We start from the raw sequence: 26,772 nt of genomic DNA on the forward strand, positions 1-26,772 counted from the left end.
CCGCCGATCCCACCCCAGGAGGCCGCCATGCGCACCGAGGCACTGGACGCCGCCGCGCTCGAGAAGCTCATCTCCGCCGCCGTCGCCGCGCCGTCCGTCCACAACAGCCAGCCGTGGCGCTTCCGGCTGCGCCCCGAGACCTCCACCCTGGAGGTGCACGCCGCCCCGGAACGCGGTCTGCCGATCGCCGACCCCGGGGGGCGCGCACTGCACATCTCGGTCGGTGCCGCCTTGTTCAACCTGCGCACCGCCGCCCGCCACCTCGGCTGGGCGCCCCGGGTCCGGCTGCTGCCCGACTCCACCGAGCCCGGACTGCTCGCCGCGGTCGACCTCGACGAGCCCTCCCCGGTCGACCTGCCCGGGACCACCGAGCTGTACGACGCGATCTGGCGCCGGCACAGCGTCCGCACGCCCTTCGACGGCCGCCCCGTGCCGCCCGCCGTGCTCGACCTGCTCGCCCGGGCGGCCCACGGCGAGGGAGCCTTCCTGCTGCTGCCCGACCGCGCCGAGCGCGACCGCCTGCTGCGGCTGACCGCCGAGGCCGAGCGCCGCAACACCACCGACCCGGGCCGCCGCGCGGAGAGCCGCAACTGGGTCCGCCCCCTGCCCGACCCCGCCGCCGACGGACTCCCCGCGGCCGTCCTCGGCCCGCAGGACGCCGGCGGGCACCTGCCGATGCGGGACTTCTCCGCCATCCACCCGGCCGAACACCTGCCGCCCGCGCCCTTCGAGGCCGACCCGTGCATCGCCGTCCTGGCCACCCACGGGGACCACCCCGAGGACTGGCTGACCGCGGGACTCGCGCTGCAGCACGTCCTGCTGCTCGCCACCACGCACGGGCTGCGCGCCTCGCTGCTGCACCAGGCGATGGAGTGGCCGGGCCTGCGGGACGAGGCCCGCGACGCCCGGCAGGGCCCGTACCACGTCCACCTGCTGATCCGGCTCGGCCACGGGCCGGAGGGCGCGCCCACTCCGCGGCGGCCGCTCGCCGAGGTCGTGGACGCCGGCCCGGCACCGCTCTGAGGCCCGCCCCGGCACGGGCACGCCCCGGCACGGGCACGCCTCAGTGCGGTGCTCCGACCGCCAGCGCCTCGCGGGCGGCGAGCAGTTCGTGGAGCAGCTCCAGGACGGGCGCGCGGTGCCCGGCCCGGGCGGCGAGCCGGACGGCGGCCCCCGTCCAGGCGTCGAGCTCCGAGGGCCGGCCCGCCAGGACGTCCCGCTGCAGCGAGGAGGTCGCGTCCGGGGCCTGCCGGTCCACCAGTCCGACGGCGGTGTCGACGGCGTCCTCCGGCAGGCCGATCCCGAGCCGGACAGCCGTCCCGTGGATCTCCCGCATGGCCGCGACCAGCAGCCGCCGGGTGCCGGCGCGCGAGCGGAGCTCGCCGACGGTCGCCCCGCCGGTGGCGGCGCCGAGACCGCCGACCGGCACCACCACCAGGAACTTCGCCCACAGCTCGGCCCAGACGTCGGCAGGCTCCGCCGCCGTCAGCGCGGCGGCGCGCAGCGCCTCGCGCAGCCGCAGCACCCGCTCCGAGACGCCGCCGTCCCACTCGGTGAACCCCAGCGCGCCGGGAGGTCCCAGGTGCCGCACCACGCCGGGACGGACCGGCACGGCGACGACCCTGGCCAGTCCGGGCAGCACCCGGTCACGGCCGAGGACGGACGCCACCTGATCGGGCGCCTCCACCCCGTTCTGCACGGTGACCACGGCGGTGTCCTCCCCGAGCAGCGGGGCGAGTGCGCGGGCGGCCGCGGTCAGCTGCGGAGTCTTGACGCACAGCAGGACGGCGTCGACCTCGCCGAGCTCCGCCGGGTCGGCCGAGGCCCGCACGGCGGGCACGTGGCGGTCGGCGGACGGGCCGCCCGGGCCGCCGGTGATGCGCAGGCCGTCCCGTCGGAGCGCGGCGAGGGTCTCGCCGCGGGCCAGGAAACGCACGTCGCCTCCCGCGGCGGCGAGCATGCCGCCGACGTAGCCGCCCACCGCGCCGGCCCCCACCACGGCGAGGCGCAGACCGCCCGCCGTCCCGGTCATCGCTGCCCCGCTTCCTGGGGACCCTGCCGCGGCAGCCGCTTCCCGACCAGGACCGGCAGGGCCTCCAGGCCCCGGCTGAGCGAGCTGTCGGCGAGCCAGGCGATCTCCTCCGGCGCCACCGCGAGCTCCAGCTGCGGCAGTCGGCGCAGCAGGGTCGTGAAGGCGATCTCGCCCTGGAGCCGGCCGAGCGGGGCACCCACGCAGAAGTGCGGCCCGTGACCGAAGGCCAGGTGGTGGTTGGGCGAGCGGGTGACGTCGAAACGCTCCGGGTCCTCGTGGACCTCCGGGTCGTGGCCGGCGGCGGCCAGCGAGAGGTGCACGAAGCTCCCCTCGGGGATGTCCACGCCGCCGAGCCGCAGGTCGGACGCGGCGATCCGCAGCGAGGCCCAGGAGGCCGACCCCTCGTAGCGCAGGATCTCCTCCACCGCCGAGGGCACCAGTTCGGGGGCGGCGCGGAGCACCGCGAGCTGGTCGGGCCGGCCGAGCAGCAGCGCCGTCCCGTTGCCCAGCATGTTGGCCACCGTCTTGTGGCCCGCGATGAGCAGCAGGAGGATCGTCGAGTACAGCTCCCGGTCGCTGAACACGCCCTCGTCGCGGCCCCGGACGAGGTCGCTCAGCAGGTCGTCGCGCAGGTCCTTGCGCCGCTCGGCCACCAGGTGGCCGAAGTAGTCGGTGAACGCGTCGGTCGCGGCCTTCAGCTCCGCCTCCGCGTGCTGGAACGGGTCCTGGCTGAGGACGTAGCCCCACTGCCGGAACAGCGGGCGGTCCTCGACCGGCACCCCCAGGTACTCGCAGATCACGGTGAGCGGCAGCGGCAGGGCGAAGGCGTCCATCAGGTCGGTCCGGCCGGACTCCGGCAGGGCGTCGACCAGGTCGTCGACGATCTCCTGGATGCGCGGACGCAGGCCGGCGATCCGGGCGGGCAGGAACGCCCGGCTGATGGGCCGGCGCAGCCTGGTGTGCTCCGGCGGATCGGCGAACCCCAGGTTGCGGACCATGAGGAGGCTCTTCGCCGCCCTGTCCCGGTACCGCTCGGGGAGGTTCTCGGCCTGCTTGGACAGCCGGGGGTCGCCGAACGCCGCCACGACCTCCCGGTGGCCGAGGACCGCGAACGCCTCGGCGCCTGGCGGGTAGTCGATCCGGTGGACCGGGCACGCGGCGCGCAGTTCCGCGGTCGCCGCGTGCGGCGACGGCCCGGGATCGGTGAAGAACCGCGGGGGGAGCACGTCCGACATCAGCGGCTCCCGGGGGTGCGCCGGGCCCCGGCGCCGGCGGGGGCGCCGCTGCCGCCCGCGACGGCGGGGATGATCCAGATCACGTCACGGTCCGTCACTTCCGTCTCCAGACCGTCGAGGCTCCGGATGTCGGTGTCGTTCTGGTAGATGTTCACGTAGCGCTTCACGGCCCCTTCCACGTCCACGATGCGTTCGAGGGTGCCGGGACAGTCCCGGTCGAGTGCGCGGAGCACCTCCCGGATGTTCCCGCCACCGCCCGGGACCTGCCGCCGCCCGCCGGTCAGGGCGTGGAAGGCGGCGGGAAGCCGGACGGTCACGGCCGGCGCCGGAAGACCCCGGCCGACGCGCTGTGCGGTTTCGGGCATGCGACTGCTCTCCTGGGATGCGGGCCCGCCGGCCCCGGGGGCCGGAACGGGACGGTCAGTGGGAGGACTGCACGCCGAACTCGGCGCAGAGGTCCGGCGGGAGCCGGAGGCGGAGCGCTTCGCAGCGCTCCGGGCCGGGCCGCCAGCCCGCCACCCGGTGCGCCAGGCCGCCGTCGTCGGCGGTGTGGACGTACCAGATCACGTTCACCGGCCAGCACGACTGGCGGAAGAGGTACTCGTCCATCGGCGTCGGGTTCTCGCTGAGCCGCTGGCGCCGTTCGTGCGGCGGGCCGATCTCGTGCCAGTCCGGATGCGAGTGGACGGAGCCCATCGGCTCCAGGCCGGCCGCCGCCTGCCGTTGGACCGCCCGGAGCACGGCGCCCTCGTCGCTCCAGAACCCCCGGCCGGGATTGCGGTACACCTCGCCGAACCGGGGCGCGATGGTCGTCTCGAACTCGGCCATCACGGCCTCGTCGCTGTCGCGGACGTTCGGGACGAACTCGACGTCGCAGACGGTGATCCCGAGGTCGTCGACACGGCCGAACAGCAGGCCGGAGGCGCGCGGGAGGTGGCTCGGCGTGCCGTCGGCGCCGCGGCTGTCCAGGCACCTCCGGTACTCGCCGACGGCGTGTTCGAGGAAGCGCAGGGCGGGTTCGTGCTCGAAGCGGACGAGCCGGGGCAGCTCCCCGAACGGTGCGGTGGCGTCGTCGGTCAACTGCCCTCCTCCGGCTTCTTGCCGGCCGAGGCCAGGGTGCCGCCCAGCAGGGCGGCTCCCAGCGGCCAGCTGCGCATGTGCACCGGCAGGGTCACGCAGTGCTCGCCGAGGCACAGGAGCAGGCCCGCGTCCACCAGGCGCTCCGCGGCGCGCCGCTGCTCCCCGGTCAGGTCGGCCCGCGCACGGCCGCCCAGGCACCAGGTGAAGACGTCCACCGTGACGGGGTCGTCGAGGACGGCCCGCCCGGCGGACCCCGACCGGCGGTCGACGACCGACAGGAAGCCCGGCCCCCTGCGGAAGTAGAGGAGACCGAAGCTGCCGGTGGAGCGCCACTCGTCCGGGGACGCGCTGCCGTCCCCGAGCACCGTGACCGCCTCCGGCGCCGGCAGATGGTCGAGACGGGGGACCAGGCCGAGCTGGTGCGCGCCCAGCACGAGCGACCAGGTGACCCGGACGCCGATCGAGGCGCACTCGCGGATCAGCGCGACCGTCCGCACGACCGCCCGGTCGGGGAGCGCCGTGAGGTCGGCCGCCTCCGCCAGCCGTACCCCGGCGACGGGCACCCGGGTCAGCAGCGCCGCCAGTTCGGCGGCCGTCGGAAGGCCGTCCCCCGCAGCCCCGAGGGTCAGCGTCGCGGCCGCGGGCCGGCCGCCGCCCGGCAGGTGCCCGTCGTCCGAGGCCCGGGCCCTGAGTTCACCGATGTCCATCAGCACGCTCATCGGGACGCCGACACCTCCCGCCCGTCGACGAGCTTGCGGCGGTACGGGTCGACCTCCAGCGCGACGGCCACGTAGCGGCCCCCGTCCTCGAAGGCCAGACCGCGGTCGACGAAGTACCGCAGCATCCGGTCGAGTTCCTCCTCGGTGACGGCGAATCCGCCTTCGGCGAGCCGCCGGCGGATGCCCGCCCGTCCGGCGCCCTGGAACATGCCCAGGTACACGTTGCTCCTGCGGTCGTCCAGCTCGATCACCTCCTCCGGCCAGCTCGCCCGGCGGTCCTCGACGGTCACCCGGCCCCCGTCGTCCGTCCAGTACGAGAGGCTGCTCCGTGCGTAGGCCCCGGCCCAGGCCTCGACCGCCTTCTTGAGTTCGTCCTCGATCGGGCCGGAGATTCCCCGGTCGGGCGTGTCGAAGAGGTAGACGAGGTCGTACAGCTCGTCCGGCGGCAATCGGTAGATGTGGTCGTAGATCTCGGCCGGGCGGCGGACGGCGAATCCCAGCGACGGCTCCTCGAAGTACGGACTGAACCGTTCGAGCGCTATGCGCCAGGCGCCGGTCGGCGGTTGCAGGTGTTCGAGTGCGGAGAGCTTCCCGAGGAGTCCGCGGTAGTCCTCCTCGGTCTCGCCCGGGAATCCGTAGAGGATGTTCCAGGTGACGTTGAGTCCGAGGTCCTCGCCGTCACGGAGCATCCGCACGTTGTGCGCGGCGCTGACCCCCTTGTCCATGAGGCGCAGGACGTGGTCGCTCAGTCCCTCGATACCGGGCTGGACGTAGAGCACGTTCGCCTCGCGCAGGCTGCGCAACTGCTCCCGCGTCAGGTTCGACTTGATCTCGTAATGGATCCGCAGATCGCAGTCGAGGGCGGCCATTTCGGGCATCACCGTGTCGAGGTACTTCATGTCGAGGATGTTGTCCACCATGACCAGGTCGAGGACCCGGTGGCGTTCGGCGAGGTCCCTGACCTCCTGCGCGATGCGCCCGGGCGCCTTGCTCCGGAAGTCGATGGCGGATCCGTTGAGGCCGCAGAACGTGCACTGGTGGCGCTCGCCCCACCAGCACCCGCGGGAGGTCTCCAGGACCAGCATCGGACGGACGCGGTGCCGGACGGGGGAGTCCCCGAGCGAGCGGAAGTAGCTGTCGTAGTCGGGCGCGGGGACCGCGGCGAAGGGCAGCGCCGCGGCGGCCGGCGGGTTCGCGACCGCCTCGCCCCGGTCGTCGCGCCAGCTGAGGCCCGGCACGTCGGCGAAGGACCTGCCCTGCGCGATGCGGTTGAGGAGCGCGGGCAGTGCGCGTTCGCCCTCGCCGCTGACCACGAAGTCGAACTGCTCGAAGTTGCGGTGCAGGGTCGGCCCCTGCGGGCCGTCGCAGTTGCTGCCGCCGAGGACCGTCCGGATGCCCGGGACGAGCCGCTTCAGCTCCTTGGCGAGCGCGAGGGACGGCACGTTCTGCATGAAGGTGCTGGTGAACCCGACCAGGTCCGGCGGGTCGGCGGCGATCTCGGCCGCGAGGTCGCGGACGAATCCGCGGGCGTGCCTCTGCATCTCGACGGGAATCCGCGGATCGATCCCGCGGCTGCGCAGGAACGCGGAGAATTCGTCGACCCGGTAGCCGTCGGTGTCGTACAGCGCCGGGGTGAACACCCAGTCGCCCACGCCGTGGAAGACCTGGACGGCGACCTCGCCGTAATCCTCCGCGGATATGGCGCCGCCGCTCTCGCGCATCAGGTGCTCGGCCCACCGCATGTTGGCGTACAACTCGTCGACGGTCCAGTGCGCGGCGTTCTTCCGGATGCTCGGCCCGAGTATTCCCAGCGCACTCGACGGAGTGTCGAGTCCTTGCCACGGCATGGCTACCATCAGGAGCTTCATCAAGGGATGCCTGCCCTAGGAGGTCTGTAGGGGAAGACGCACAGGGGTGCAGAAAGGGGCGCGCGGCAGGGGAATTCCGAGCCCGGTCTCCCGTCCCGGCGGCTGCGGCCGCACGGCGCGCCGCACCTGCTCCGGCGGGCGGGTCGACGGGGCTGCGAACCCCCCGGACTCCACTTGTCGTCCGCGCGTCAACCTGCCTTCTGCATGCTAACCAGAAGCCGGCGACTTTTACCAGAGGATCCGTGGGACCGGACGGAGCGATCGGCGCCGGTGATGCATACGTGCTGATGCATGCTCAGATCCTGTGTGTGGTACCGGAGTTCGGGCCGGGTGTGCAGATAGCGAAGGCACGGCCTCCGTCGTGGTGGGAGGCCGTGCCCGCGCGGTCGGAGGTCGGTCGTAGTCAGTAGTGGCTGTTCATGGCGGCGCGGACCTCGGCGAGGGTGGCGTCGGCCACCGCCCGGGCGCGCTCGTTGCCCTCGCGCAGCGTCCGCCGCAGGTGGGCGCGGTCGTCCGCGTACTCGGCGCGGCGGGCCCGGATCGGCGCCAGGTACTCGTTGACCGCCTCGGTCACCGTCTTCTTCAGCGCGGCTGCCCCGGCGGCGCCGATGTCGGAGGCCACCTCCTGCGGCGTCCGGCCCTGGCAGAGCGCCGCGAGCAGCAGCAGGGACGAGACCTCGGGGCGGTCGACCGGGTCGTAGGTGATGTGGCGTTCGGCGTCGGTCTTCGCCCCCTTGAGCAGCCGGGCGGTCTCGTCGGCGGTCGCGGCCAGGGCGATGGCGTTGCCCCGGCTCTTGCTCATCTTGGTGCCGTCCGTGCCGAGCAGCAGCGGCGCGCTCGACAGCAGGGCCTCCGGCTGCGGGAACACGGCGGTGCCGTTGCCGTACCGGTCGTTGAAGCGGCGGGCGATCGTCCGGGTGAGCTCCAGGTGCGGCAGCTGGTCCTGGCCGACCGGGACGAGGTTGGCCTTGCAGGACAGGATGTCCGCGGCCTGGTGGACGGGGTAGGTGAGCATCAGGCCGCTGACGGCGGACTGCCGCGAGTGCGCGATCTCGTCCTTGACCGTGGGGTTGCGGTTCAGCTCGGCGACCGAGACCAGGCTGAGGAAGGGCAGCATCAGCTGGTTCAGGGAGGGCAGCGCGCTGTGCGTGAAGACGGTGCTGCGGGCCGGGTCCACGCCGATGGCGAGGTAGTCCAGCACCAGTTCCTCGACGTGCCAGGTCAGGTTGTCGGCGACGTCGCGATCGGTCAGGACCTGGTAGTCCGGAATGATCACGAACATCTCCACGCCGAGGTCCTGGAGCCGCACGCGGTTGTGGAGCGTGCCGAAGTAGTGCCCCAGGTGCAGGCGGCCGGTCGGCCGGTCACCCGTGAGGATCCGGAACTGCCCCGGGTCCTTGAGGATCAGCTCCTCGAGCGCCGCGCTGCGGACCTGCGCGGCGGACGTCCCGAGCGCGTCGACGGCGGGACCGGCGGCGGTGTCGGGATCCGCGGTGGTGGGTGTGGTGTTCACGAGTCTCCTGGAAGGTCGTTCTTGCCGTCAGGATGACATGTCACTTCCACAACACAAAAGCGAGACTTGTGACATGAGGGGGCATCAGGTCACCCGGCGGAACCGGAGGAAGGAGCTGCTCCGGGGTGCCGTCCCCCGTCCGCACCGGCCGTGCGGTCGAACTCCGCGAGGATCTCGCGGGCGCTCCTCCTCGCCTCCCGCGCGGCTTCCGGGTCGCCCGCGGCGTCCGCCGAGTCACCCAGGTGGGTGAGCAGGGAGGCCTCGTTGAAGCGGTCGCCGAACTCCCGGTAGATCTGCAGCGCCTGCTCGTAGCAGGCGATGGCCTCGTGGTGGTCGCCGACCCGGTGGTGCACCAGGCCGAGGGTGTCGAGGGTGGCGCTCTCGCCGTTGCGGTCACCCGTCTCCCGCTGCAGCGCGAGCGCCTGCTCGCAGCACCGGCGGGCCGCCTGGTACCGGCCGAGCCGGGTGTTGCACCAGCCCATGTTGTTGAGCGCCCGGGCCTGCCCCGTCAGGTTGCCGGCCGCCCGGTACTTCGCCAGCGCGGAGGCGGCCTCCTCCAGGGCGGAGACGAAGTCGTGCCGCCGCTCGAACACCAAGGTCCGGCTGTTGTGGCAGTGCGCCTCGCCGAGCGGGTCGGCCAGCTCCTGGAAGAGCGGGACGGCCCGGCGCAGCAGCCGGTCCGCCTCGTCGTAGCGGCCCATCCTCGCATTGGCGCGGCCCAGTTCGCCGAGCGCCGCGGCGATCCCCGGCCGGTCGTCCAGCCGCTGCGCCGCGTCCAGCGCCGCGTGCTGCGTGGTCACCCAGTCCGGCCAGTGGCCGCGCTGTTCCAGGTAGGTCGCCACGGCCCGGGCGAGCGGGCCGACCAGGCCGTCGGGGGCCGCGTCGACCGCGGCGAGCAGGCACTGGTGCTCGGCGGCGAACCAGGCCGAGGCGCCGTCGAGGTCGGTGAAGGCCGCCGGCGGCACGTCGGGCGCGGGCGGCGGGAGGGCGATCGGTTCGTGACGGCCCAGCAGCACGGAGGCGGCGCTCGCGGTGTGCAGGTAGTAGTCGACGAGCCGGCGCTGGGCGGCCGTCCGGTCGGCGGGGGTGACGTGGTCGTGCGCGAGCGTGGTCGCGTAGGCCCGCAGCAGGTCGTGCATGCCGTACCGGTCCGGGCCGAGCGGGTGGACCAGGTGGGCCCGGCTGAGCGCGGTCAGGGCGCTCCGGGTGTCGTCCGGGCCGCGTCCGGTGAGGGCGGCCGACGCGCTCAGCGACACGTGGGGCCCGTACTGCAGGCCGAGCAGCCGGAAGGTGCGCGCCGCCGTCGCCGGCAGGTGCTGGTAGGACCAGGAGAAGACCGCGCTGACCGAGTTGCCGACCGTGTCCAGCAGGTGGAGCCGCCTGCGGCGGTCGGCCAGTTCGGACACCAGGTCCGGCAGCGGGGTGGTGTGCTGTGCGGCCGCGAGCTCGGCGGCCACCCGTAAGGCGAGCGGCAGCCCGACGCACTGCTCGGCCAGGTCCTGGCCGACCGCCGCCTCGCGGTCGAGCCGGTCGCCGATCAGTCTGCGCAGCAGGTCGAGCGAGTCGGTCATCGGCAGCAGGTCGAGGTCGAGCCGCCGGGCGCCGTGCCGGGCCACCAGCTCGCCCAGGGTGTCGCGGCTGGTCACCAGCACCGCGCAGGACCCGGTGCCGGGCAGCAGCGGCCGGACCTGGTCCACCGAGGAGACGTTGTCGAGCAGGACGAGGACGCGCTGCCCGTTGAGCTCCGTCCGGTACCGGGCCACCCGGTCGGCCTCGTCCAGCGGGATCTCGTGGGCGGGCAGGCCCATCGCGGACAGCAGCCTGGCGAGCGCGTCGCTGCCGGACAGCGGCTGCTGCGGGTCGTAACCCCGCAGGTCGACGTAGAGCTGGCCGTCGGGGAAGCGCGGGCGGACCTGGTGCGACCAGTGCAGGGCGAGCGCCGTCTTGCCGACGCCGGCCGTGCCGGAGACCACCGCGACGGGCACCGCGGCGCCCGCCGGCCGGGTCAGGGTCCGCCCCAGCCAGGAGAGTTCGCGCTGTCGTCCGACGAAGTCGGGCACGTCCCCGGGCAGGGTCGCGGGCACCGGCCGGCGCCTCGGGGGCGCGGTGGTGTGCCAGGCGTCGTCCGCCAGCAGCGCCTGGTAGGCGGCGGCGAGTTCGGGGCCCGGGCCGATCCCGAGCTCCTCGGCGAGCCGGCGCCGCACCTCGTGGTAGGCGTCGACGGCCGCGGCCCGCCGCCCGGCGGCGTCGTAGCCGCGGATCAGTCGGGCGAGCGCGGCCTCGTCCAGCGGGCGTGCGTGGGCGGCCTGTTCGAAGACCGCCACCGCTTCGTCGGCCGCCCCGACGGACAGCAGCGTCTCGCCCTTGGCCGCCAGCGCCGTGAAACGCTCCTCGACCAAGGCCAGGACCGCGGGATGGGCGGCCAGCGCGGGGACGTCGGCGAGCGGGGAGTCGGCCCGCCAGAGCGCCAGCGCCGCGTCGAACAGGGCAAGGGCGCCCGCGTGGTCGCCCGCCTGCCGGGCCGCCGCGGCGCGGTTGAGCACGTCGCGGAAGACGCGGACGTCGACGACGCAGGCCTCGGTGGGCAGCAGGTAGCCGTCGCCGACCGAGAGCAGGACCGAACTCGGGGCGCGGGCCGCGCGTTCGGGTTCGAGCAGCTTCCGCAGGTGCTTCACATGGGTCTGGATCACGTTGACCGCGGAGTTGGGCGGGCCGTCGGACCACAGCGCGTCGACCAGCTCCGTGCGGGAGACCTGCCGGCCGGCGGCCAGGGCGAGCAGGCCGAGCACCGCGCGCCGCCCCGCCGTCGGCACGTCGTGCCGGGCCGCGCCCTGGAGGACCCTGACCGGTCCCAGGAGCTGAACCTGCACGTGTGCGCCCCCCTGCACCATCTCCGCGCCCCCGCCCCGTGTGAAGGAAAAGTTGTCGTCCAGTCGTCATCCAGTCGCGGTTCCTACCGTAATCGAAAGATCGAATCGAGGGGGACGATGCTGCGTCTGCATGCAAACGAACACCCGCAGGGACCACCGGCCGGGGTGGCCGAGGCCCTGCACGCACTGGTGCCGGACGTGCACCGGTACCCGGTGGGGGAGGGCGCCCTGCAGGCGGCGATCGCCGAACTGCACGACGTCCCGCTGAACCGGGTGCTGGTCGGTGCGGGCAGCGCCGAGATCATCGGCCTGGCCTGGCGCGCGTTCACCGGGCCGGAGCGGCCGGCGTTCTTCCACGAACCCGAGTTCGACTTCTACCCGATGCTGGGCGTCCAGTGCGGCACTCCGACGGTGACCCGCCCCTGGCCGCCCGGCGAGGACCTGGCCGACCACCTCCGACAGGCGCAGGTCGGTCTGGTCGCGCTCTCCAACCCGCACAACCCCACCGGCTCCTGGCAGCCCCGGCAGGCGGTCGCCGACCTGGCCGGCCGGCTGCCCGACGGCACCGTCGTGCTCAACGACGAGGCGTACCACGACTACGCGGACGATGCGGACGCCGGGCCCTCGCTCAAGACCCTGTCGGAACTGCCCAACCTGCTGACCACCAGGACCTTCTCGAAGATCCACGGTCTGGCCGGCCTGCGGGTCGGCTACGGCATCGGCCACGCCCGGCTGATCGGCGCGCTGCGCTCGCTGCAGACGCCGTTCACCGTCAGCAGCGCGGCCTGCTCCGCCGCGCTCGCCTCGCTCGCCGACCCGGCCTCGCTCAAGGAGCGCCGCATCCGCAACCGGGAGAACCGCGAGGCACTCGCCGGCGAACTGGCCCGGCGCGGCTTCGAGGTGACGCCCAGCCAGGCCAACTTCCTTTACGTACGACCGCCGGACGGCCCCGCGGACTGGGCGGCCGTCCTGCTGGACCGGGGGGTCCGGGTCCATCCCGTCGGCGCCGCCCTGCGGGTGACCGTCGGCACCGCCGCCGAGACCGCGGCCCTCGTCGCCGCGGTCGACGCGATCCTGATCGGCTCTCGCACACAACACCTGGGGGAACCATGACCGTCTCGGTCATCGACGACGTCTTCAACCACACGCTCTCCGCCTACGCCATCTCGGCCGCCTGGGAGACCGGTCTGCTGGGCCGCCTGGACGGCTCCGAAGCACCCGTGGACCTGCGGGAGTTCGCCCGCGAGCAGGACCTCGACGCGCCCTCCGTCGAGGCCGTCGCCCGGGGCCTGGCCCTCGCCGGGATCGTCGCGCTCGACCCGGACCACCGCTGTGCCGAGCCCGGCCCGCAGTTCGCCGAGACCATGGCGAAGAAGGGCTTCTTCTACTGGCTGACCCGCGGCTGCGGCGAACTCTTCACCACCATGCCGGAGCTGATCCGCACCGCGAACCGCCCCGACGGGTTCACCGTCCGGCGCGACTACAAGGCCATCGGCCTGGGCGCCCGCGACGCCGGATTCTCCTACGTCGACCCCGCGTTCTACCGGATCGTCGCCGAACGCGGCCTGCGCTGCGGCGCCGACCTCGGCTGCGGCAGCGGCGAGCGGCTGATCAAGCTGGCCGGGCGGGACCCGGAGTTCCGGGGCATCGGCGTCGACTTCGCCGCCGGCGCGGTGGCCCTGGCCACCGAGTCGGTCGCCCGGGCCGGCCTCGCCGACCGGATCTCCGTGGTCCACGGCGACGCGACCGCGATGGAGCACCGCCCCGAGTTCGACCAGGTCGACTTCGTCTGCACCTTCATGATGGGTCACGACCTGTGGCCGCGCGAGGAGTGCCTGACCAGCCTCAAGCTGATCGGCGAGGCCTTCCCGGCGGCGACCGACCTCATCATCTGCGACACCTACCGCTCGGACCTGCCCTCCACCGACCGGCACCCGGTCTTCACGCTCGGGTTCGAGACCGCGCACGCCGTGATGGGCCAGATGATCCCCTCGCTCGCCGAGTGGAAGGACGTCCTCGCCGAGGCCGGCTGGAACCTCGCCGACGTCGTCGACTTCGACCTGCCCCCGTACACGGCGCTGATGCACCTGACCCGCGAGAGGACGCACGGATGAGCGAGCGCGCTGCGACCGGCAGGCACATCCTCGTCCTCAACCGCTTCGACCGGTCGGTCGGCTGCGACTACACCGCGTACATCGACCACGGCACCGACCGGGTCGCCTACCTCTGCTCGGCGGCGGGCGCCGACGGCGTCGACGCCGCCGCGGCGGAGACCGTGGCCGTCGTCGACGACCTCGCGGACCGGCCGGCCGTCGCCGAACTGGCCCGCGGCATCGTGGACCGCCACGGCCCGCTGGACCAGGTCGTCGCGCTCTTCGAACGCGACCTCGAGGTCGCCGCGGACCTGCGCGAACTGCTCGGCGTCCCCGGCCCCCGGCCGGACGACGTGGCGCGGGTCCGCGACAAGGTGACGATGAAGCAGCTGGTCGCCGCGGCGGGCCTGCGGGTGCCGCGGTTCGTCGACGCCGACGATCCCGCGCAGGTCCGCCGGTTCGCCGCCGAGGTCGGCTTCCCGGTGGTGCTCAAACCCCGCGACGGCTCCGGGAGCCAGGGCATCTGCCTGGTCAACTCCCAGGTCTCGCTGGAGGAGACGCTCGCCGCCCCGCTGCCGAACCACGTCTGCGAGGAGTACGTCAGCGGCCCGATGTACCAGGTCGACGGGGTGATCCAGGACGGGCGGGTGCGGGTGCTGCGGGCCTTCCGGCTGCTCAACACCTGCCTGGACTACGCCCTGGGCGACTCGTTCGGCTCGGTGGCCGCGGACGACCCCGAGCTGGAACGGCGGCTGACGGGGTACTCGGAGGTCGCCCTCACCGCCCTCGGCGTGCGCAGCAGCGTCTTCCACCTCGAAGTGTTCGTGGTCGACCCGACCGGGCCCGGCGAGTACGACGGGCTGGTGTTCCTGGAGGTGGCCGCGCGCGCCGGCGGTGCGGAACTCCCGCACATCTGGCGCGACGTGTACGGGCTCGACCTGCTGGAGGTCGCCACCCGGCTGACCCTCGGGGAGTCCCCGGACCTGACCCCGCCCGACCCTGCGGGCGAGGCCGGCGGCTACCTGCTGATCCCGGAGCCCCCGGTGCGTCCCTGCCGGGTGCTGTCGACCAGGTCGCTGCTCGCCGAGGTGCCCGAGATGTACGCGGAGGTCCTGCCCGAGGTGGGCGCGATCCTCAACGGCACCGGCGGGGCGAAGGAGACCGGCGGCCGCTACCGGTTCAGGGCGGGTAGCGGCCGCCGCATCGAGGAGGCGATCGGCCGGGTGCTCGCCGAGTACCGGCTCGACTGGGAGCCGGTGGAGGACCGGCCGGTGGTGCGGGTGGCCGGACGGGCGCAGTCGGTGGCGCGCCCGTGAGCAGGCCGCCGACGGCCGGCTTCGGCCAGGTGCTCGCCGTCCGCGAGTTCCGGATGCTGTGGCTGGCCCAGCTGGTCTCGGTGGGCGGCAACCAGCTCACCCGGGTGGCGCTGTCCCTGCTCGTCTTCGACCGCAGCGCATCGGCGGGGCTGGCCGCGCTCACCTACGCCCTGACCCTGCTGCCGGAACTCGTCGGCGGGCCGATGCTGTCCTGGCTGGCGGACCGCTGCGCGCGGCGCGGGCTGATGGTGGTGTGCGACCTCGTCCGCACCGGCCTGGTCGCCGTCATGGCGATCCCCGGCACGCCGCTGTGGCTGCTGTGTTCACTGGTCGTCGCGGTGCAACTGGCCCAGTCGCCGCACCTGGCGGCCCGGTCGGCACTGCTGCCGACGATCGCCCCCGGGGACCACTACCTGCCCGCGTCGGCGGTGGTCAACCTGACCGCCCAGCTCGGCCAGCTCGCCGGGTTCGCGGCGGGCGGCGCGGCGGTCGCGGTGCTCGGGCCCTCCCGGGCCCTGCTGCTCAACGCGGCCACCTTCACCGTCTCGGCCGTGCTGACCCGGTACGGCCTGGAGCGGCGCCCGCGGCCGGCCGGCGGCCCGCCGACCGGCGGCCGGTGGAGCGTGATCACCGGCGGCGCCGGCCTCGTCCGGGCCGACCGTCGGCTGCGCCTGCTGGTGGCGTTCGGCACCGTCTCCGGCTTCTACGCCTGCAAGGAGGGCCTGGCCACGCCGTACGCCCACGCCCTGGGGCAGGGGCCGACCGGGGTGGGCCTGCTGCTCGCGGCCAGCCCGGCCGGCGCGGTCGTCGGCATGGTCGTGCTGACCCGCTGGGTGAGCCCGGACCGCGGCCTGCGGCTGCTCGGGCCGCTGTCCGTCGCCTCCTGCGCGGTGCTGACCTTCACCGTGCTGTCCTCGAACACCGCCGTGACCTGCGCGCTGTGGGCGGCCTCCGGAGTGTTCTCGGCGTTCCAGGTCCCGGCGAACGCCGAGTACAGCCGCTCCGTCCCCGACTCCGAGCGCGGCAAGGCGTTCGGACTGGCCTCGGCGGCGGTCCGGATGGCCCAGGGGGTCGGCATCTCCCTGGCCGGCCTCGCCGCCGACCACGCCCCGGCGTCCGTCGTCATCACCGTGTTCGGCGCCGTCGGGGCGGCGGTCTCCGCTGTCCTGGCGCTGCGGTGGTCCCGGATGCCGGGCCGCCCCGCCGAAGCAGCGGTGGTCGAACCCGTCACGACCCCGATCCGTCACTTCCCCCGTCCCCGTGCCTCGTCCAAGGACCTCGAATGACCCTCACCGCTCCACCCGCCACCGAGCCGCGACCGGGGGAGCACCTGCGCGGCACCCTGCGCCAGCGCCACCTGGGCATGCTCGCCATGGGAGGCGTGATCGGGTCCGGCCTGTTCGTCGGCTCCGGCGCGGGCATCGCCGCGGCCGGACCGGGGATCGTGCTGTCCTTCGCGGCGGCCGGCGTCCTCACCGTGCTGGTGATGCGGATGATGGCCGAGATGGCCGCCGCCCACCCGTCCAGCGGCTCGTTCTCCGAGCACGCGGAACGTGCCTTCGGCGCATGGGCCGGGTTCACCATCGGCTGGCTGTACTGGCTGACCCTGGTCGTGGTGCTCGCCCTGGAGTCGACCGCGGCCGCCGTCATCGTGCACGGCTGGCTCCCGGCCGTCCCGCAGTGGCTCATGGTGCTGCTGTTCATGTCGGTCTTCACCGCGGTCAACCTCACCGACGTGCGGAACTTCGGCGAGTTCGAGTTCTGGTTCGCCCTGGTCAAGGTCGCCGCGATCGTCGCCTTCCTGGTCGTCGGCGTGCTGGCGATCGCCGGGGTGCTCCCCGGCGGGGACACCGGAGCCCTGGACGGCGACCTGCTGCCGCGCGGCTGGGCCGGCGTCGCGGCCGGACTCACCACCGCCGTCCCGGCGTTCGGCGGCCTGGAGGTCGTCACCATCGCCGCCGCCGAGTCCGACGACCCGGCCCGGGCCACCGGGCGGGCCGTCCGCGCGGCGGTCTGGCGGATCGCCGTCTTCTACCTCGGCTCCATGGCCGTCGTGGTCAGCCTGCTGCCGTGGTCCGACCCGCAGGTCGGCGCCGGCCCGTTCGCCGCCGTCCTCGACCACGTCGGCGTTCCCGCCGCGGGGCAGGTCATGCGGGTCGTCGTGCTGCTCGCCCTGCTGTCCGCGCTCAACGCCAACACCTACGCCGCCGCCCGGATGGCCTTCTCGCTGGCCCGCCGCCGCCAGGCGCCCGCGCTGCTGGCACGGCTCGGCCGGACGGGCGTCCCCCGTGCGGCCGTGCTCGCCTCGGCCGCGTTCGGATTCGTCGGAGTCGTGCTCAACCTGCTCTGGCCGCGCACGGTCTTCCTCCACCTGCTCGACGCGGTCGGCACGGTGCTGCTGCTGGTCTGGATCCTGGTCGCCTGCTCCCAGCTGCGCCTGCGCCGGCGCCTGCCGGCCGACCCGCCGGTGCGGATGTGGGGCCACCCGTACCTGAGCTGGACCGCGCTGGCCGCCATGGTCGCGCTGCTCGGGCTGATGCTCGTCGATCCCGGCACCAGGATCCAGCTGATCAGCACGGCCGTGCTCGCCGCGGTCGTCCTCGCCGCCGCCCTGATCCGTGGCCGCCGCGCAACCGCGGCTGCCGAACAGTAGAGAGAGATCCATGGACCGCATCTCCCTGACCCGCGCGTACCTGGCCGAACTGGGCCGGCCCGGCGCCGACGCCCGGACGGCCGGACCGGCGGGCCCGGTCGGCCCGGTCGGCTCGGCGTTCCTCGACGGGATGTACGAGGGCAGGTACCTGTCCCGGCCGCTGTTCCTCGGCCACGCCGAACAGGTGCAGCTCCACGCCGACCTGGAGAACCTGCGCACCGCCCTGGCGGCCCTCCCCGACCTGCTCTTCGGCGGCGACTTCGAGGCGTTCGCCCGGGCCGTCGGACTGACCGACGTCCAGGTCTCCGCCGTGATGCGCGGCCGCGGCGCGACCGTGAGCCGGCAGACCCGGGCCGACCTCTACGCCGACGACACCGGCTTCAAGCTGCTCGAACTCAACATCGGCAGCGCCGTCGGCGGGATGGACAACCCCGACATGTGCCGGGAGCTGCTCGCCCGCCCGCACCTCGCGGACTTCGCCGAACGCCACAAGCTCGGCTTCGTGGACTCGCTCCGCGAACAGGTCGAGAACATCGTGGTGGAGAGCGGCTACGGCCCCGGGGACAACCCCGTGGTCGCGCTGACCGACTGGCCGGACGCGTACGGGCGGATGCTCCCCTACATGGAGGCGCTCTGCGAACGCTGGGGCGAGTACGGGCTGGAGGCGTACCCCTGCCACGTCGGGCAGCTGGAGGCGCGGGACGGCCGGGTGTGGCTGGGGGAGCGGCCCGTCGACATCGTCTTCCGGGTGTTCCTGATCGGCGACCTGCTCAAGTCGCCGCAGTCCCTGCAGCTGGTCGACCCGATCCTCGACGCCGCCGACCGCGGCGAGGTCCGGATCTTCACACCGCTGGACTCGGCCGTGTACGCCAGCAAGGGCGCCCTCGCCCTGCTCTCCGACGAGCGGAACCGGCGGCTGTTCGGTGCCGACGTGCTGGCGGGTCTCGACCGGATCCTCACCTGGACGCGGATGGTCCGCCCGGGCCCGGTCACCCTGGAGGACGGGGAGTCCGTCGACCTCGTCGAGTACGCCCTGGCCCACCAGCACGACCTGGTGCTCAAGCCCACCTCGCTGGCCGGCGGCACCGGCGTGCTGCCCGGCTGGACACCGGGCCTGACCGCGCAGGAGTGGAGCACGCGCATCCACGCGGCGCTCGACCGCCCGTACATCCTCCAGCGGCGGGTCCGGCCCTCCGTCGAGCTCTTCGCCGACGACAACGGCGAACTCCGCCCCTGGACACCGCTGTGGGGGGTGTTCACCGTGGTCAACGGCTACGGCGGCGCCTACGTACGCGCCACCCCCGCCGACGGCGGAGGACTGGTCGTCAACCTCGCCACGGGGGCGCACGCCGGTCCCGTCCTCCACGGACTCGCCCCGAGCTGAGCAGCGGTGCACCGCCGCCCGCCCCGCCCCGACCTGCCGCCGCCCGGCCGAACTGGCCGGCGTTCTCGCCGACGCCCGCACCCGGTACGGCCTGCACACCGCGGCCTGATCCGCGCACGGCCCTGCGCCGGGGGTCTCAACGGCCCCCGGCGGCACGCCAGTCGGTGGCGAGGGCGGCGACGGTCGGGTGGCGCCCGGCCGGATCGGGGTCGGTGACCCGGGCGATCACCGCGAGACCGGCCGGACCGCCGGGCCAGGCGCGTTCCTCGTCGCCGGCGTCCAGCAGCAGGCGGGCGGCCCGGCCTGGGGCGAACACCGTCGACCGGGTGTCGACCACGGCTCCCCGGGTCCACTGCTCCGGTGCCAGGTAGCGGCGCGAGCCCGGCAACCGGTCCTCCGTCAGGACGAAGGGCCCGGGTCGGTACTCGTCCAGGTCGACCAGCCGCAGGGTGCGGGCCGCGAAGTCGTACAGCATCGAGCCGTCGTAGAGGTCGACCGCGACGAGGCCTGCGGCCTCGACCGCGAGACGGGCGTCCAGCAGCCGGTCCACCGCCGTCAGGACCTCCGGCAGCGGCAGCGCCCGGCGGGTCAGTGCCCGCGCGGTGCGTACATGATGACGGCGACCCCGGCCAGGCAGACCAGGGCGCCGACCACGTCGTAGCGGTCCGGCCGGTAGCCGTCCACGACCATGCCCCAGGCGAGCGAACCCGCGACGAAGACACCGCCGTACGCGGCCAGGATCCGGCCGAAGTCCGCGTCGTCCTGCAGGGTCGCCACGAAGCCGTACGCGCCGAGCGCCAGCACCCCGGCGCCGATCCACACCCACCCGCGGTGCTCCCGGGTGCCCTGCCACACCAGCCAGGCGCCGCCGATCTCCAGCAGGGCGGCGAGCAGGAACAGCAGGACGGAACGCAGGACGGTCATGGCCCGACCCTATGCGTGGCGACGGCCCTGCCCGCCCGGGCGTGCACACCCGGGCGGGCAGGGCCGGGCCCGTCGTCAGACCGCGGCGGGGACGGGGCGGCGGTCCTTGAGGTGGATGCCCAGGGCCACCAGGGCCGTCGCCGCGGCCAGGACGCCCACCGCCGCCGCCAGGGAGCCGACCAGCGCGGCGGCGGCCAGCAGCACGAGCGGGCAGGCGAACTCGCCGAGGAAGAAGGCCGCCGTCCACAGACCGGTGCCGCGGCCGCGGTCCGCGTGGTCCAGCAGGGCCATCGCCCGGGTCAGCAGCAGCGGAAGCAGGACGCCGGTGCCGAGACAGTTGACCACGGCGCCGGCCACCAGCAGCGGCGCCCGGTCGGCGACCGCCATCAGCACGAATCCGGCCGCGCAGAGCGCCAGCACCTGCGGCAGGAAGCGCTGCGCCCGGGTCGTGAAGCGGGCGAAGCCGGCCGCCCCGGCGACGGTGGCCGCACTGGCCAGTGCGGTCGCCGCGCCGATCACGGCCGGTGCGGTCACCCCCAGGTCGTCCAGCAGGTAGGAGGTCTCCACCGGCACGGTGTAGAACACCACCGCGCCGAACACCGTCAGTCCGCAGGTCGGCGCCAACCGCCGCCAGGGGAATGGCCGTTCCTCGTCGCCGCCCGGCCCGGCCGGCTCCGCCGGAGCGTCCGCGACAGCGGTGGCAGCGGCGGCGGCCTTCGGCGCGGGCCGCAGCACGGTCGCCATCAGCGGCGCCAGCAGCAGGCTCACCGCGTACGCCCAGAACGGCGCCCGCCAGCCGGCCGAGCCGACGGCCCCGCCGATCGCGAAGAACGCGGTGGCGGAGACGGCGGCGCACATCGTCTGCAGGGCGAGGTAGCGGTCCCGGGTACGGCCGCTCCAGTAGTCGCCGATCAGGGTGGTGCAGCAGGTCATGATGACGGCCTCGGTGACGCCGACGAGCGCCCGGCTGGCGACGATCGCCCCGAGCGAGTCGAGCCAGAGCGGCGCCGTGCCGACGAACGCGTACGCGACGGTCGCCCCGACCAGCAGCCGGTGCCGGCCGAGCCGGTCGATCAGCACGCCGGCGAACGGGGCGAGCAGGGCGAGCGCCAGGGCGGGGATCGTCAGGGCGACCGGCACCAGTGCGTCGGCGCCGGGGGTGGCGGCGAAGTGGTCCTGGATCCCGGGCAGGACGGGGGCGATGAGGACGGCGCCCAGGATCGGCAGGCAACTGCCGGCCATCAGCAGCACGGCCTTGAGCCGCAGGCCGGGAACGGACACGGCCGGGGCGGCGGCGACCGTCGGTCCGTCGGCGACCGCCGGCGCGGGGGCGGCGGGCAGGTCGGGGTCGGCGGTCGCCGCGGGGGCGTCGGTACTGTCGTCGGGGGCGATGGGGGCGGGCACTTGATCTCCGTTCACGGACGGTGGGCAGGCGGGGCGCTCGACTGTCGGCGTGGAACGCGCCTACTACTACCAGCAGTTCGTTGCGGCTCCCAGCCCTCGCCCACCCCGTGGGACGGCCCCGCCCCGGCCCGGCAGCGCCCGGTGGCGGCCGCTACCAGGGCACGACCTGCCCGCGGTGGTCGACGAAGCGGAGTCCGGGCTTCCCGCGGTGGGCCTCGATCGTGTCCACCACCCCGGGAACGCTCTCCTCCACACCGAGTTCGGCCTCCGGACCGCCGAGTCCGGTGCGGACCCAGCCCGGGTCCATCAGCAACAGTGTCCGCGGGTCGTCCGCGTGCCGGGCGGCGTGACAGCGCATCAGCTGGTTCAGCGCGGACTTGCTCGCCCGGTACAGGTCCTGCCCGCCGTCGGTGTTGAGGGCGATGCTGCCCTGGTCGGAGGACATCACGCCGATCGTCCCGGCCGGGGCGACCAGCGGGCGCAGCCACTCGACGACGCGCATCGGGCCGAGCGCGTTGGTGGCCATCACCTCGGTGAACATCTCCGTCGGGACGTCGCCGATCGGGAGGTCGCCGCGGGTGACGGCGGCGTTGACGAAGAGCAGGTCGAGCGTGCGTCCCGCCAGCCGGCCGCGCAGGGCGGTGATCCCCCCGGGGTCGGTCATCTCCAGCGACTCGACGGCGAGGCGGCCCCCGGACTCCTCGGCCAGGTCGTGCAGACCGGTGCGCCGGCTGCCACGGACGGTGCCGACGACGTCCCAGCCGCGGCGCAGGTACTCCGCGGCCAGTTCGAGGCCCAAGGTCCGGGAGGCGCCGACGATCAGGGCGGTCGGGCGGGTGTCGGTCATGTCGTTTCCCGTCGTGCGTGGGGAGCGCCGCGTCGGCGGCGACTCCGCGGAAGTGGTGACGAACCGTTAAGGTGGGCCGCCCGTCGGGCGGCCGGGCCGTCGTCGGTGCGTCACCGCGCGCCGACGGGCCGTCGTGCACCGAGTCTCCGACGGGCCCGACCGGCCGTCCAATACCCTTCGGTCCGCATTGATACCGTCCGGGTATGGATCTCGACCTGCGGAAGCTCCGCTACTTCGTCGCGGTGGCCGAACACCGGCACTTCGGCCGGGCCGCGCGGGCCCTGTTCATCGCCCAGCCCGTCCTCAGCCGCCAGATCCGGGTCTTCGAGCGGGAGTTCGGCTGCCCGTTGCTCGAACGGACCACCCGCAGCGTCGAACTGACCCCGGCCGGGCAGCGGTTGTACGAGGAGGCGCGGAGGATCACCGCGGTGGTGGACTCGGCCGTCCGCCGCGTGCACGAGGCCGCGCGCGGCGAACAGCGCCTGGTCGTCGCCTTCGCACCGGGCCTGCACGTCTCGCACGCCGTCCGGGCCTTCGCCCGGAGCCACCCGGACGTCGCCGTCGACGTCTTCCCGCTGCGCTGGTGGGAGCGGGACGCGCCGCTGCGCGACGGCCGCGTCCACGTCGCGTACCTCCGCCGGCCGTTCGACGACACGGCGCTGCGCACCGTCGCCGTCGACCGGGAGACCAAGGTGGCGTGCCTGCCCGTCACGCATCCACTGGCCGGGCGCCCCGCACTCACCACGGCGGACCTCGACGGCGAGCCCCTCCTCGACGGCAAGGAACGGCGGACCTCCACGCTGGAGGGCAAGTTCGAACTCATCGCCTCCGGGCAGGGCATCGCACTCGTCCCCGCCGGCGTCGCCGACTCGTACTCCCGCCCGGACCTCGTCTACCTGCCGGTGACCGACCTCCAGCCGGTCGAGACCTGCCTCGTCGTGCCGCAGGACGACTGCACCGGCCCCACAGCCGACTTCCTCGACCTCGCCGCCGCCCTCCTCCTGCGCCCCCACACGGACGGCGCCGCTGCCCCGGCCCCCGCCGCCGACGAGTAGGACCTGTCCTCCAAGGGCGTGCGGGCGCCTCACGGGGGCGCGTCGGGAGGCGCCTTCCGGCCGGAGGTCGGGGGGCACCCCCCGCGCGCGCTTGAACCGACCGTTCGAGCGCCCTTCGGACAAGCCGGGCAGGCCCGTCAACGGTAGGGGACCACCGCCACCGGGCAGGTGACGTGGTGGATCGCCGCATGGGTCACCGGGCCGACGTGGCCGCCGAAGGTCACCCGCCGGTCGTGGCGGCCGACCACCAGCAGGCCGACGTCCTCGCCGACGGCCTCCACCACCGCGAGCGCGGCGCTGCCGGGCACCACGGTCGCCTCCACCTCGACGTCCGGATGCTCGGTGCGCCACGGCTGCAACGCCTCGGCGAGCGCCTGCTCCTCGGCCGACGCCAGGTCCGCGGAGATCGCCGCGATCGCGCCGAAGGCCATGTACTCGCTGCCCACCGGCGGCCCGGCCGCGTGCAGCACCCGCAGCGGCACCCCGCGCTGCGCGGCGGCCCGGAAGGCGAAGTCCAGCACCTCGGGGCAGTCGTGGCGGAGGTCCAGCGCCAGGGCGACGGCACCGCGGGCCGGGGCCGGGCCGCCCCCGCCGCCGGCCCGGACGAGCACCACCGGGCAGGGCGCCCCGGCCAGCACCTCCTGGCTGACCGAGCCGACCAGGAAGCCGCGCAGCGTGCTCAGCCCGCGCGAGCCCAGCACCAGCACGGACGCCTTCTCGCCGGCGGCCTTCAGCGCGGCGGCGGGCGCGTCGGGCACCAGCCGCGAGGTGACCGCCACGTCGCCGGCGGACGCCCGTACCGCGGCCTCCTGGTCGGCCAGTTGCTGCCGGACCCAGTGGTTCGCGTCCTCGCCGCCGAGGACGTGGTGCTCGGGCCACGGCCAGGCCTGGACGAGTTCCAGCGGCAGCCCGCGCAGCGCCGCCTCGACGGTCGCCCACTGCAGGGCGGCGATGCTCTCGGCCGAGCCGTCGTAACCGACGACGACGGGTCCGTTCACGGGATCCTCCCGGTGGTGCGATCGTTCGGCGCCGGTACGGCCGGGCCGGGCCGGCGGGCACGGCGTGCGGGCACGGGGCGGGCGGCGCCGGGAACGCGCCGCCGGGGTACGCCCGTGCCGCGTGCGCCCCATCGCACCAGTCTCGCGCGATCGGAGACAGGGCCGGACGGCCCTTCCCCGGACGACGGCCGGGGGACGCCAGGCCGAGCCCCGGCGAACCACGCCGACCGGTACGGCCACGGGGTACCTCGGGTCACCCGGGAGGGCGGACCGAATGCCCTACCGGGGTACCGCGCCGCAGCGCAACGGCAGGGCACCGACCCACCGCGTCCGCCCGGCCCCGTTCGGCGGACCGGCCGCCCCGGCGGACCCGGCAGCCTGGCGGTCCGGGCGGCCCCGGGCTCTACTGGGGCGAGACGGCCGAGGAACCGGCCGCCGACAGCGCGCGCCCGGTGCGCCCGCCGTGCCCGCCGGAGGACAGCCGTGAACGACAACGCCCGCCCCGAGCCCGGCCGCGACCCGAACGGGGACCCGTCGCAGGGCCCCGACGAGCCGGACCCCGCCGCGATCGCCCGCCGGATCGGCGAACGCCGCGACGCCCTGGGCCTGACCGAGGCCGAACTCGCCGCCAAGGCCGGGATGGCGACCCGCTACCTGCAGCACCTCGCCGAAGCCGGACCGGCCTTCGACCCCGGAGGGTTCCTCCGTCTCGCGAGCGCCCTCGGGCTCAGCCGCCGCGAACTCGTCGAGGGCCGCACCGACGAGGCACCGGGCCGGGCCGCGGCCCCGGAGCACCCCGTGCTGGTCCGGCTCACCGTCCGCGAGTGCTGGGACCGGATCGGCGACCACGGCGTCGGCCGGGTCGCCGTCCCCGCCGGCCCCGGCCCCGCCGTCCTCCCGGTGAACTACGTCGTCGACGCGGGCACCGTCGCCTACCGGACCGTCCCGCACAGCGCCGCCGCACCGGACTCCGGCACCGCCCTCTCCTTCCAGATCGACCGGATCGACGAGCGGCTCAGCCGCGGCTGGAGCGTGCTGCTGGCCGGCACCGCCGAACACGTGACCGCGCACGAGGAGGTCGACCGCCTCGCCGGGCACCCCGGGTCCGAACCGTGGTCGGGCGGCGACAACCCGCTCTGGATCCGGATCCGGCCCACCCGGGTCACCGGCCGCCGCGTCGGCTCACTCTGAGCCCGGCCGCCGCACGGGAGGCACGCCGCCCGGCCACCACCGGCACGGCCGCTCCGATCGACAGGCCCTCTCCCACGGATCCCACGGATCCCACGGATCCTGCCGGGCGCGCGACTCCGGGCGCCCACCACCGCGTGCCGATCCGACACGATCCGAACGGGAGGGCCTAGCCTGGCCGGGCCATGACGATCGCCATCGCCCTGCTCACCCAGGACCTCCGCCTGCACGACAACCCGGTGTTGCACGCCGCCGCCCGCAGCGCCGACGAGGTCGTCCCGCTCTTCGTGCTCGACCCCGGCGTCGAGGCGGCCGGATTCGCCGCCCCCAACCGCCGGGCCTTCCTCGCGGACTGCCTGGCCGACCTCGACGCCTCGCTCCGCCGGATCGGCGGGCGGCTGCTGATCCGGCGGGGCTCCGCGGCGGCCGAGACGGCGCGCCTCGCGGAGGAGACCGGCGCGATCGCCGTCCACGTCGCCGCCGGCGTCAGCTCCTTCGCGCGGCGCCGCGAGAGCGCCCTGCGGAAGCACCTCGGCGACCGCCTCCACGTGCACGACGGCTCCCTCACCGCCCTCGTGCCCGGCGCAGCCGCGCCCGCCGGCAAGGACCACTACGCCGTCTTCACTCCGTACTTCCGGGCCTGGCAGCGCGGTTCGCGCCGCCCGCCGCACCGGGCACCGCGGAGCCTGCGCACCCCCGCGGGCCTCGCCGGGACGGACCCGGACGCGATCCGCCCCGAGCGCGCCGACTCGCCGGGCCTGCCGCCCGGCGGGGAGACCGAGGCCCGCAGACGCTGGAAGGCCTGGGACGTCACCGCCTACGAGGAGGTGCACGACGACCTGGCCGCCGACGGGACGTCACGTCTCTCCCCCTACCTGCACTTCGGCTGCCTCTCCGCGACCGAGCTGGTCGACCTCGCCGAACGCCACGGCGGCCCCGGCGCGGAGGCCTTCGTCCGGCAGCTCGTCTGGCGGGACTTCCACCACCAGGTGCTCGCCGCCCGGCCGGACGCCGCCTGGCAGGACTACCGCGGCAAGGGCGACCGGTGGCGCGAGGACTCCCGCGAGGCCGAGGCCTGGCGGCAGGGCCGCACCGGCTTCCCCGTGGTCGACGCCGGGATGCGCCAACTCGCCCACGAGGGCTGGATGCACAACCGGGCCAGGCTGCTCACCGCCTCCTTCCTGACCAAGACGCTGTACCAGGACTGGCGGACCGGAGCCCGGCACTTCCTGCACCTGCTGGTGGACGGCGACCTCGCCAACAACCAGCTCAACTGGCAGTGGGTGGCCGGCACCGGCACGGACACCCGGCCCAACCGGGTGCTCAACCCGCTCACCCAGGCCGACCGGCTCGACCCGGACGGCGCCTACGTACGCCGGTGGGTGCCCGAACTCGCCCACCTCCGGGGCCGATCCGTCCACCGGCCCTGGCTGCTGGAGCGTCCGCCGGCCGACTACCCGGCGCCCCTGGTCGACCCGGGCGAGGTGGCGGCGCGACTGCGGCGGGGCCGGGGCCTGGACTGACCGGGCCGGCCCGGCCGCCCCTGGACCACCCGCCCCTGGACCACCCGCCGACCGCCCGACCTGCGAGGCC

Annotated in this window: 23 protein-coding genes; 10 read left to right on the forward strand and 13 right to left on the reverse strand. The window is 74.7% G+C overall.

From position 1 onward, the window contains the following. Positions 1-27: 27 nt before the first annotated feature. Positions 28-1,023 carry a nitroreductase family protein gene (locus AB0O09_RS00335; protein ID WP_363538635.1) on the forward strand — a complete coding sequence of 332 codons (996 nt, stop codon included), beginning with the start codon at positions 28-30 and terminating at the stop codon, positions 1,021-1,023. Positions 1,024-1,063: 40 nt separating this feature from the next. Here the strand turns inward: AB0O09_RS00335 and AB0O09_RS00340 are convergent, their stop codons facing one another. The 8 genes from AB0O09_RS00340 to AB0O09_RS00375 form a co-directional block, all read right to left on the reverse strand. Continuing rightward, complete coding sequence (locus tag AB0O09_RS00340) at positions 1,064-2,032, reverse strand: 2-dehydropantoate 2-reductase (RefSeq protein ID WP_363538637.1); 969 nt, start codon at positions 2,030-2,032, stop codon at positions 1,064-1,066. After that, a complete protein-coding gene (locus AB0O09_RS00345) occupies positions 2,029-3,267 on the reverse strand; it encodes a cytochrome P450 (RefSeq protein WP_363538639.1) in 1,239 nt (412 codons plus the stop codon). Before AB0O09_RS00345 ends, AB0O09_RS00340 begins: the two co-directional genes overlap by 4 nt. Further along, positions 3,267-3,632, reverse strand: coding sequence for a MoaD/ThiS family protein (locus tag AB0O09_RS00350; protein ID WP_363538641.1), 366 nt, complete (start codon positions 3,630-3,632; stop codon positions 3,267-3,269). The genes AB0O09_RS00345 and AB0O09_RS00350 overlap by 1 nt, the downstream gene beginning before the upstream one ends. Before the next feature lie 55 nt (positions 3,633-3,687). Further along, positions 3,688-4,347 carry a hypothetical protein gene (locus AB0O09_RS00355; protein WP_363538643.1) on the reverse strand — a complete coding sequence of 220 codons (660 nt, stop codon included), beginning with the start codon at positions 4,345-4,347 and terminating at the stop codon, positions 3,688-3,690. Then, positions 4,344-5,066: a DUF5825 family protein gene (locus tag AB0O09_RS00360; RefSeq protein WP_363538645.1), complete on the reverse strand. Its 723-nt coding sequence runs from the start codon at positions 5,064-5,066 to the stop codon at positions 4,344-4,346. Before AB0O09_RS00360 ends, AB0O09_RS00355 begins: the two co-directional genes overlap by 4 nt. After that, a complete protein-coding gene (locus tag AB0O09_RS00365) occupies positions 5,063-6,934 on the reverse strand; it encodes a RiPP maturation radical SAM C-methyltransferase (RefSeq protein ID WP_363538647.1) in 1,872 nt (623 codons plus the stop codon). Before AB0O09_RS00365 ends, AB0O09_RS00360 begins: the two co-directional genes overlap by 4 nt. A 403-nt stretch (positions 6,935-7,337) precedes the next feature. After that, positions 7,338-8,447, reverse strand: coding sequence for a tryptophan--tRNA ligase (gene trpS, locus AB0O09_RS00370; RefSeq protein WP_344624802.1), 1,110 nt, complete (start codon positions 8,445-8,447; stop codon positions 7,338-7,340). Positions 8,448-8,536: 89 nt separating this feature from the next. Beyond that, positions 8,537-11,317: a BTAD domain-containing putative transcriptional regulator gene (locus tag AB0O09_RS00375; protein ID WP_363538649.1), complete on the reverse strand. Its 2,781-nt coding sequence runs from the start codon at positions 11,315-11,317 to the stop codon at positions 8,537-8,539. Positions 11,318-11,434: 117 nt separating this feature from the next. Here AB0O09_RS00375 and AB0O09_RS00380 point away from each other — a divergent pair, with 117 nt between their 5' ends. Genes AB0O09_RS00380 through AB0O09_RS00405 form a run of 6 tightly spaced genes read left to right on the forward strand, consistent with a single transcriptional unit; the run spans position 11,435 to position 18,763 of the window. Then, positions 11,435-12,430 carry an aminotransferase class I/II-fold pyridoxal phosphate-dependent enzyme gene (locus AB0O09_RS00380; protein ID WP_363538651.1) on the forward strand — a complete coding sequence of 332 codons (996 nt, stop codon included), beginning with the start codon at positions 11,435-11,437 and terminating at the stop codon, positions 12,428-12,430. Next, a complete protein-coding gene (locus AB0O09_RS00385) occupies positions 12,427-13,431 on the forward strand; it encodes a class I SAM-dependent methyltransferase (RefSeq protein ID WP_363538653.1) in 1,005 nt (334 codons plus the stop codon). Before AB0O09_RS00380 ends, AB0O09_RS00385 begins: the two co-directional genes overlap by 4 nt. Beyond that, complete coding sequence (locus AB0O09_RS00390; RefSeq protein WP_363538655.1) at positions 13,428-14,726, forward strand: ATP-grasp domain-containing protein; 1,299 nt, start codon at positions 13,428-13,430, stop codon at positions 14,724-14,726. The genes AB0O09_RS00385 and AB0O09_RS00390 overlap by 4 nt, the downstream gene beginning before the upstream one ends. After that, positions 14,723-16,012 carry an MFS transporter gene (locus AB0O09_RS00395; protein WP_363538657.1) on the forward strand — a complete coding sequence of 430 codons (1,290 nt, stop codon included), beginning with the start codon at positions 14,723-14,725 and terminating at the stop codon, positions 16,010-16,012. Before AB0O09_RS00390 ends, AB0O09_RS00395 begins: the two co-directional genes overlap by 4 nt. Continuing rightward, the gene (locus tag AB0O09_RS00400; RefSeq protein ID WP_363538659.1) at positions 16,009-17,379 is read left to right on the forward strand and encodes an amino acid permease; all 1,371 of its coding nucleotides are present in this window, start codon (positions 16,009-16,011) and stop codon (positions 17,377-17,379) included. The genes AB0O09_RS00395 and AB0O09_RS00400 overlap by 4 nt, the downstream gene beginning before the upstream one ends. A 10-nt stretch (positions 17,380-17,389) precedes the next feature. Then, positions 17,390-18,763: a hypothetical protein gene (locus AB0O09_RS00405; RefSeq protein ID WP_363538661.1), complete on the forward strand. Its 1,374-nt coding sequence runs from the start codon at positions 17,390-17,392 to the stop codon at positions 18,761-18,763. A gap of 136 nt (positions 18,764-18,899) precedes the next feature. Here AB0O09_RS00405 and AB0O09_RS00410 read toward each other — a convergent pair whose 3' ends face one another. From AB0O09_RS00410 to AB0O09_RS00425, 4 genes are all read right to left on the reverse strand, one after another. Then, entirely contained in the window at positions 18,900-19,313 is a 414-nt protein-coding gene (locus tag AB0O09_RS00410) for a hypothetical protein (protein ID WP_363538663.1), read from the reverse strand. Between the two features lie 38 nt (positions 19,314-19,351). Beyond that, a complete protein-coding gene (locus AB0O09_RS00415; RefSeq protein ID WP_363538665.1) occupies positions 19,352-19,687 on the reverse strand; it encodes a YnfA family protein in 336 nt (111 codons plus the stop codon). Between the two features lie 75 nt (positions 19,688-19,762). Next, complete coding sequence (locus tag AB0O09_RS00420) at positions 19,763-20,929, reverse strand: MFS transporter (RefSeq protein ID WP_363539239.1); 1,167 nt, start codon at positions 20,927-20,929, stop codon at positions 19,763-19,765. A 313-nt stretch (positions 20,930-21,242) separates the two neighbouring features. Beyond that, positions 21,243-21,938 carry an SDR family NAD(P)-dependent oxidoreductase gene (locus tag AB0O09_RS00425; protein WP_363538667.1) on the reverse strand — a complete coding sequence of 232 codons (696 nt, stop codon included), beginning with the start codon at positions 21,936-21,938 and terminating at the stop codon, positions 21,243-21,245. A gap of 203 nt (positions 21,939-22,141) precedes the next feature. Here AB0O09_RS00425 and AB0O09_RS00430 point away from each other — a divergent pair, with 203 nt between their 5' ends. Beyond that, entirely contained in the window at positions 22,142-22,993 is an 852-nt protein-coding gene (locus AB0O09_RS00430) for a LysR family transcriptional regulator (RefSeq protein ID WP_363538669.1), read from the forward strand. 137 nt (positions 22,994-23,130) lie between these two features. Here the strand turns inward: AB0O09_RS00430 and AB0O09_RS00435 are convergent, their stop codons facing one another. After that, entirely contained in the window at positions 23,131-23,991 is an 861-nt protein-coding gene (locus AB0O09_RS00435) for a universal stress protein (protein WP_363538671.1), read from the reverse strand. A 483-nt stretch (positions 23,992-24,474) separates the two neighbouring features. On the opposite strand from AB0O09_RS00435, the gene AB0O09_RS00440 reads away from it, so the two are divergent. Beyond that, a complete protein-coding gene (locus AB0O09_RS00440; protein ID WP_363538673.1) occupies positions 24,475-25,182 on the forward strand; it encodes a pyridoxamine 5'-phosphate oxidase family protein in 708 nt (235 codons plus the stop codon). Between the two features lie 182 nt (positions 25,183-25,364). Then, positions 25,365-26,702, forward strand: a complete 1,338-nt coding sequence (locus tag AB0O09_RS00445) for a deoxyribodipyrimidine photo-lyase (protein WP_363538675.1) — start codon at positions 25,365-25,367, stop codon at positions 26,700-26,702. Positions 26,703-26,772 lie beyond the last annotated feature (70 nt).

This window comes from Kitasatospora sp. NPDC093679, from assembly GCF_040683455.1.
In the GTDB taxonomy this organism is placed as follows: Bacteria; Actinomycetota; Actinomycetes; order Streptomycetales; family Streptomycetaceae; genus Kitasatospora; species Kitasatospora arboriphila.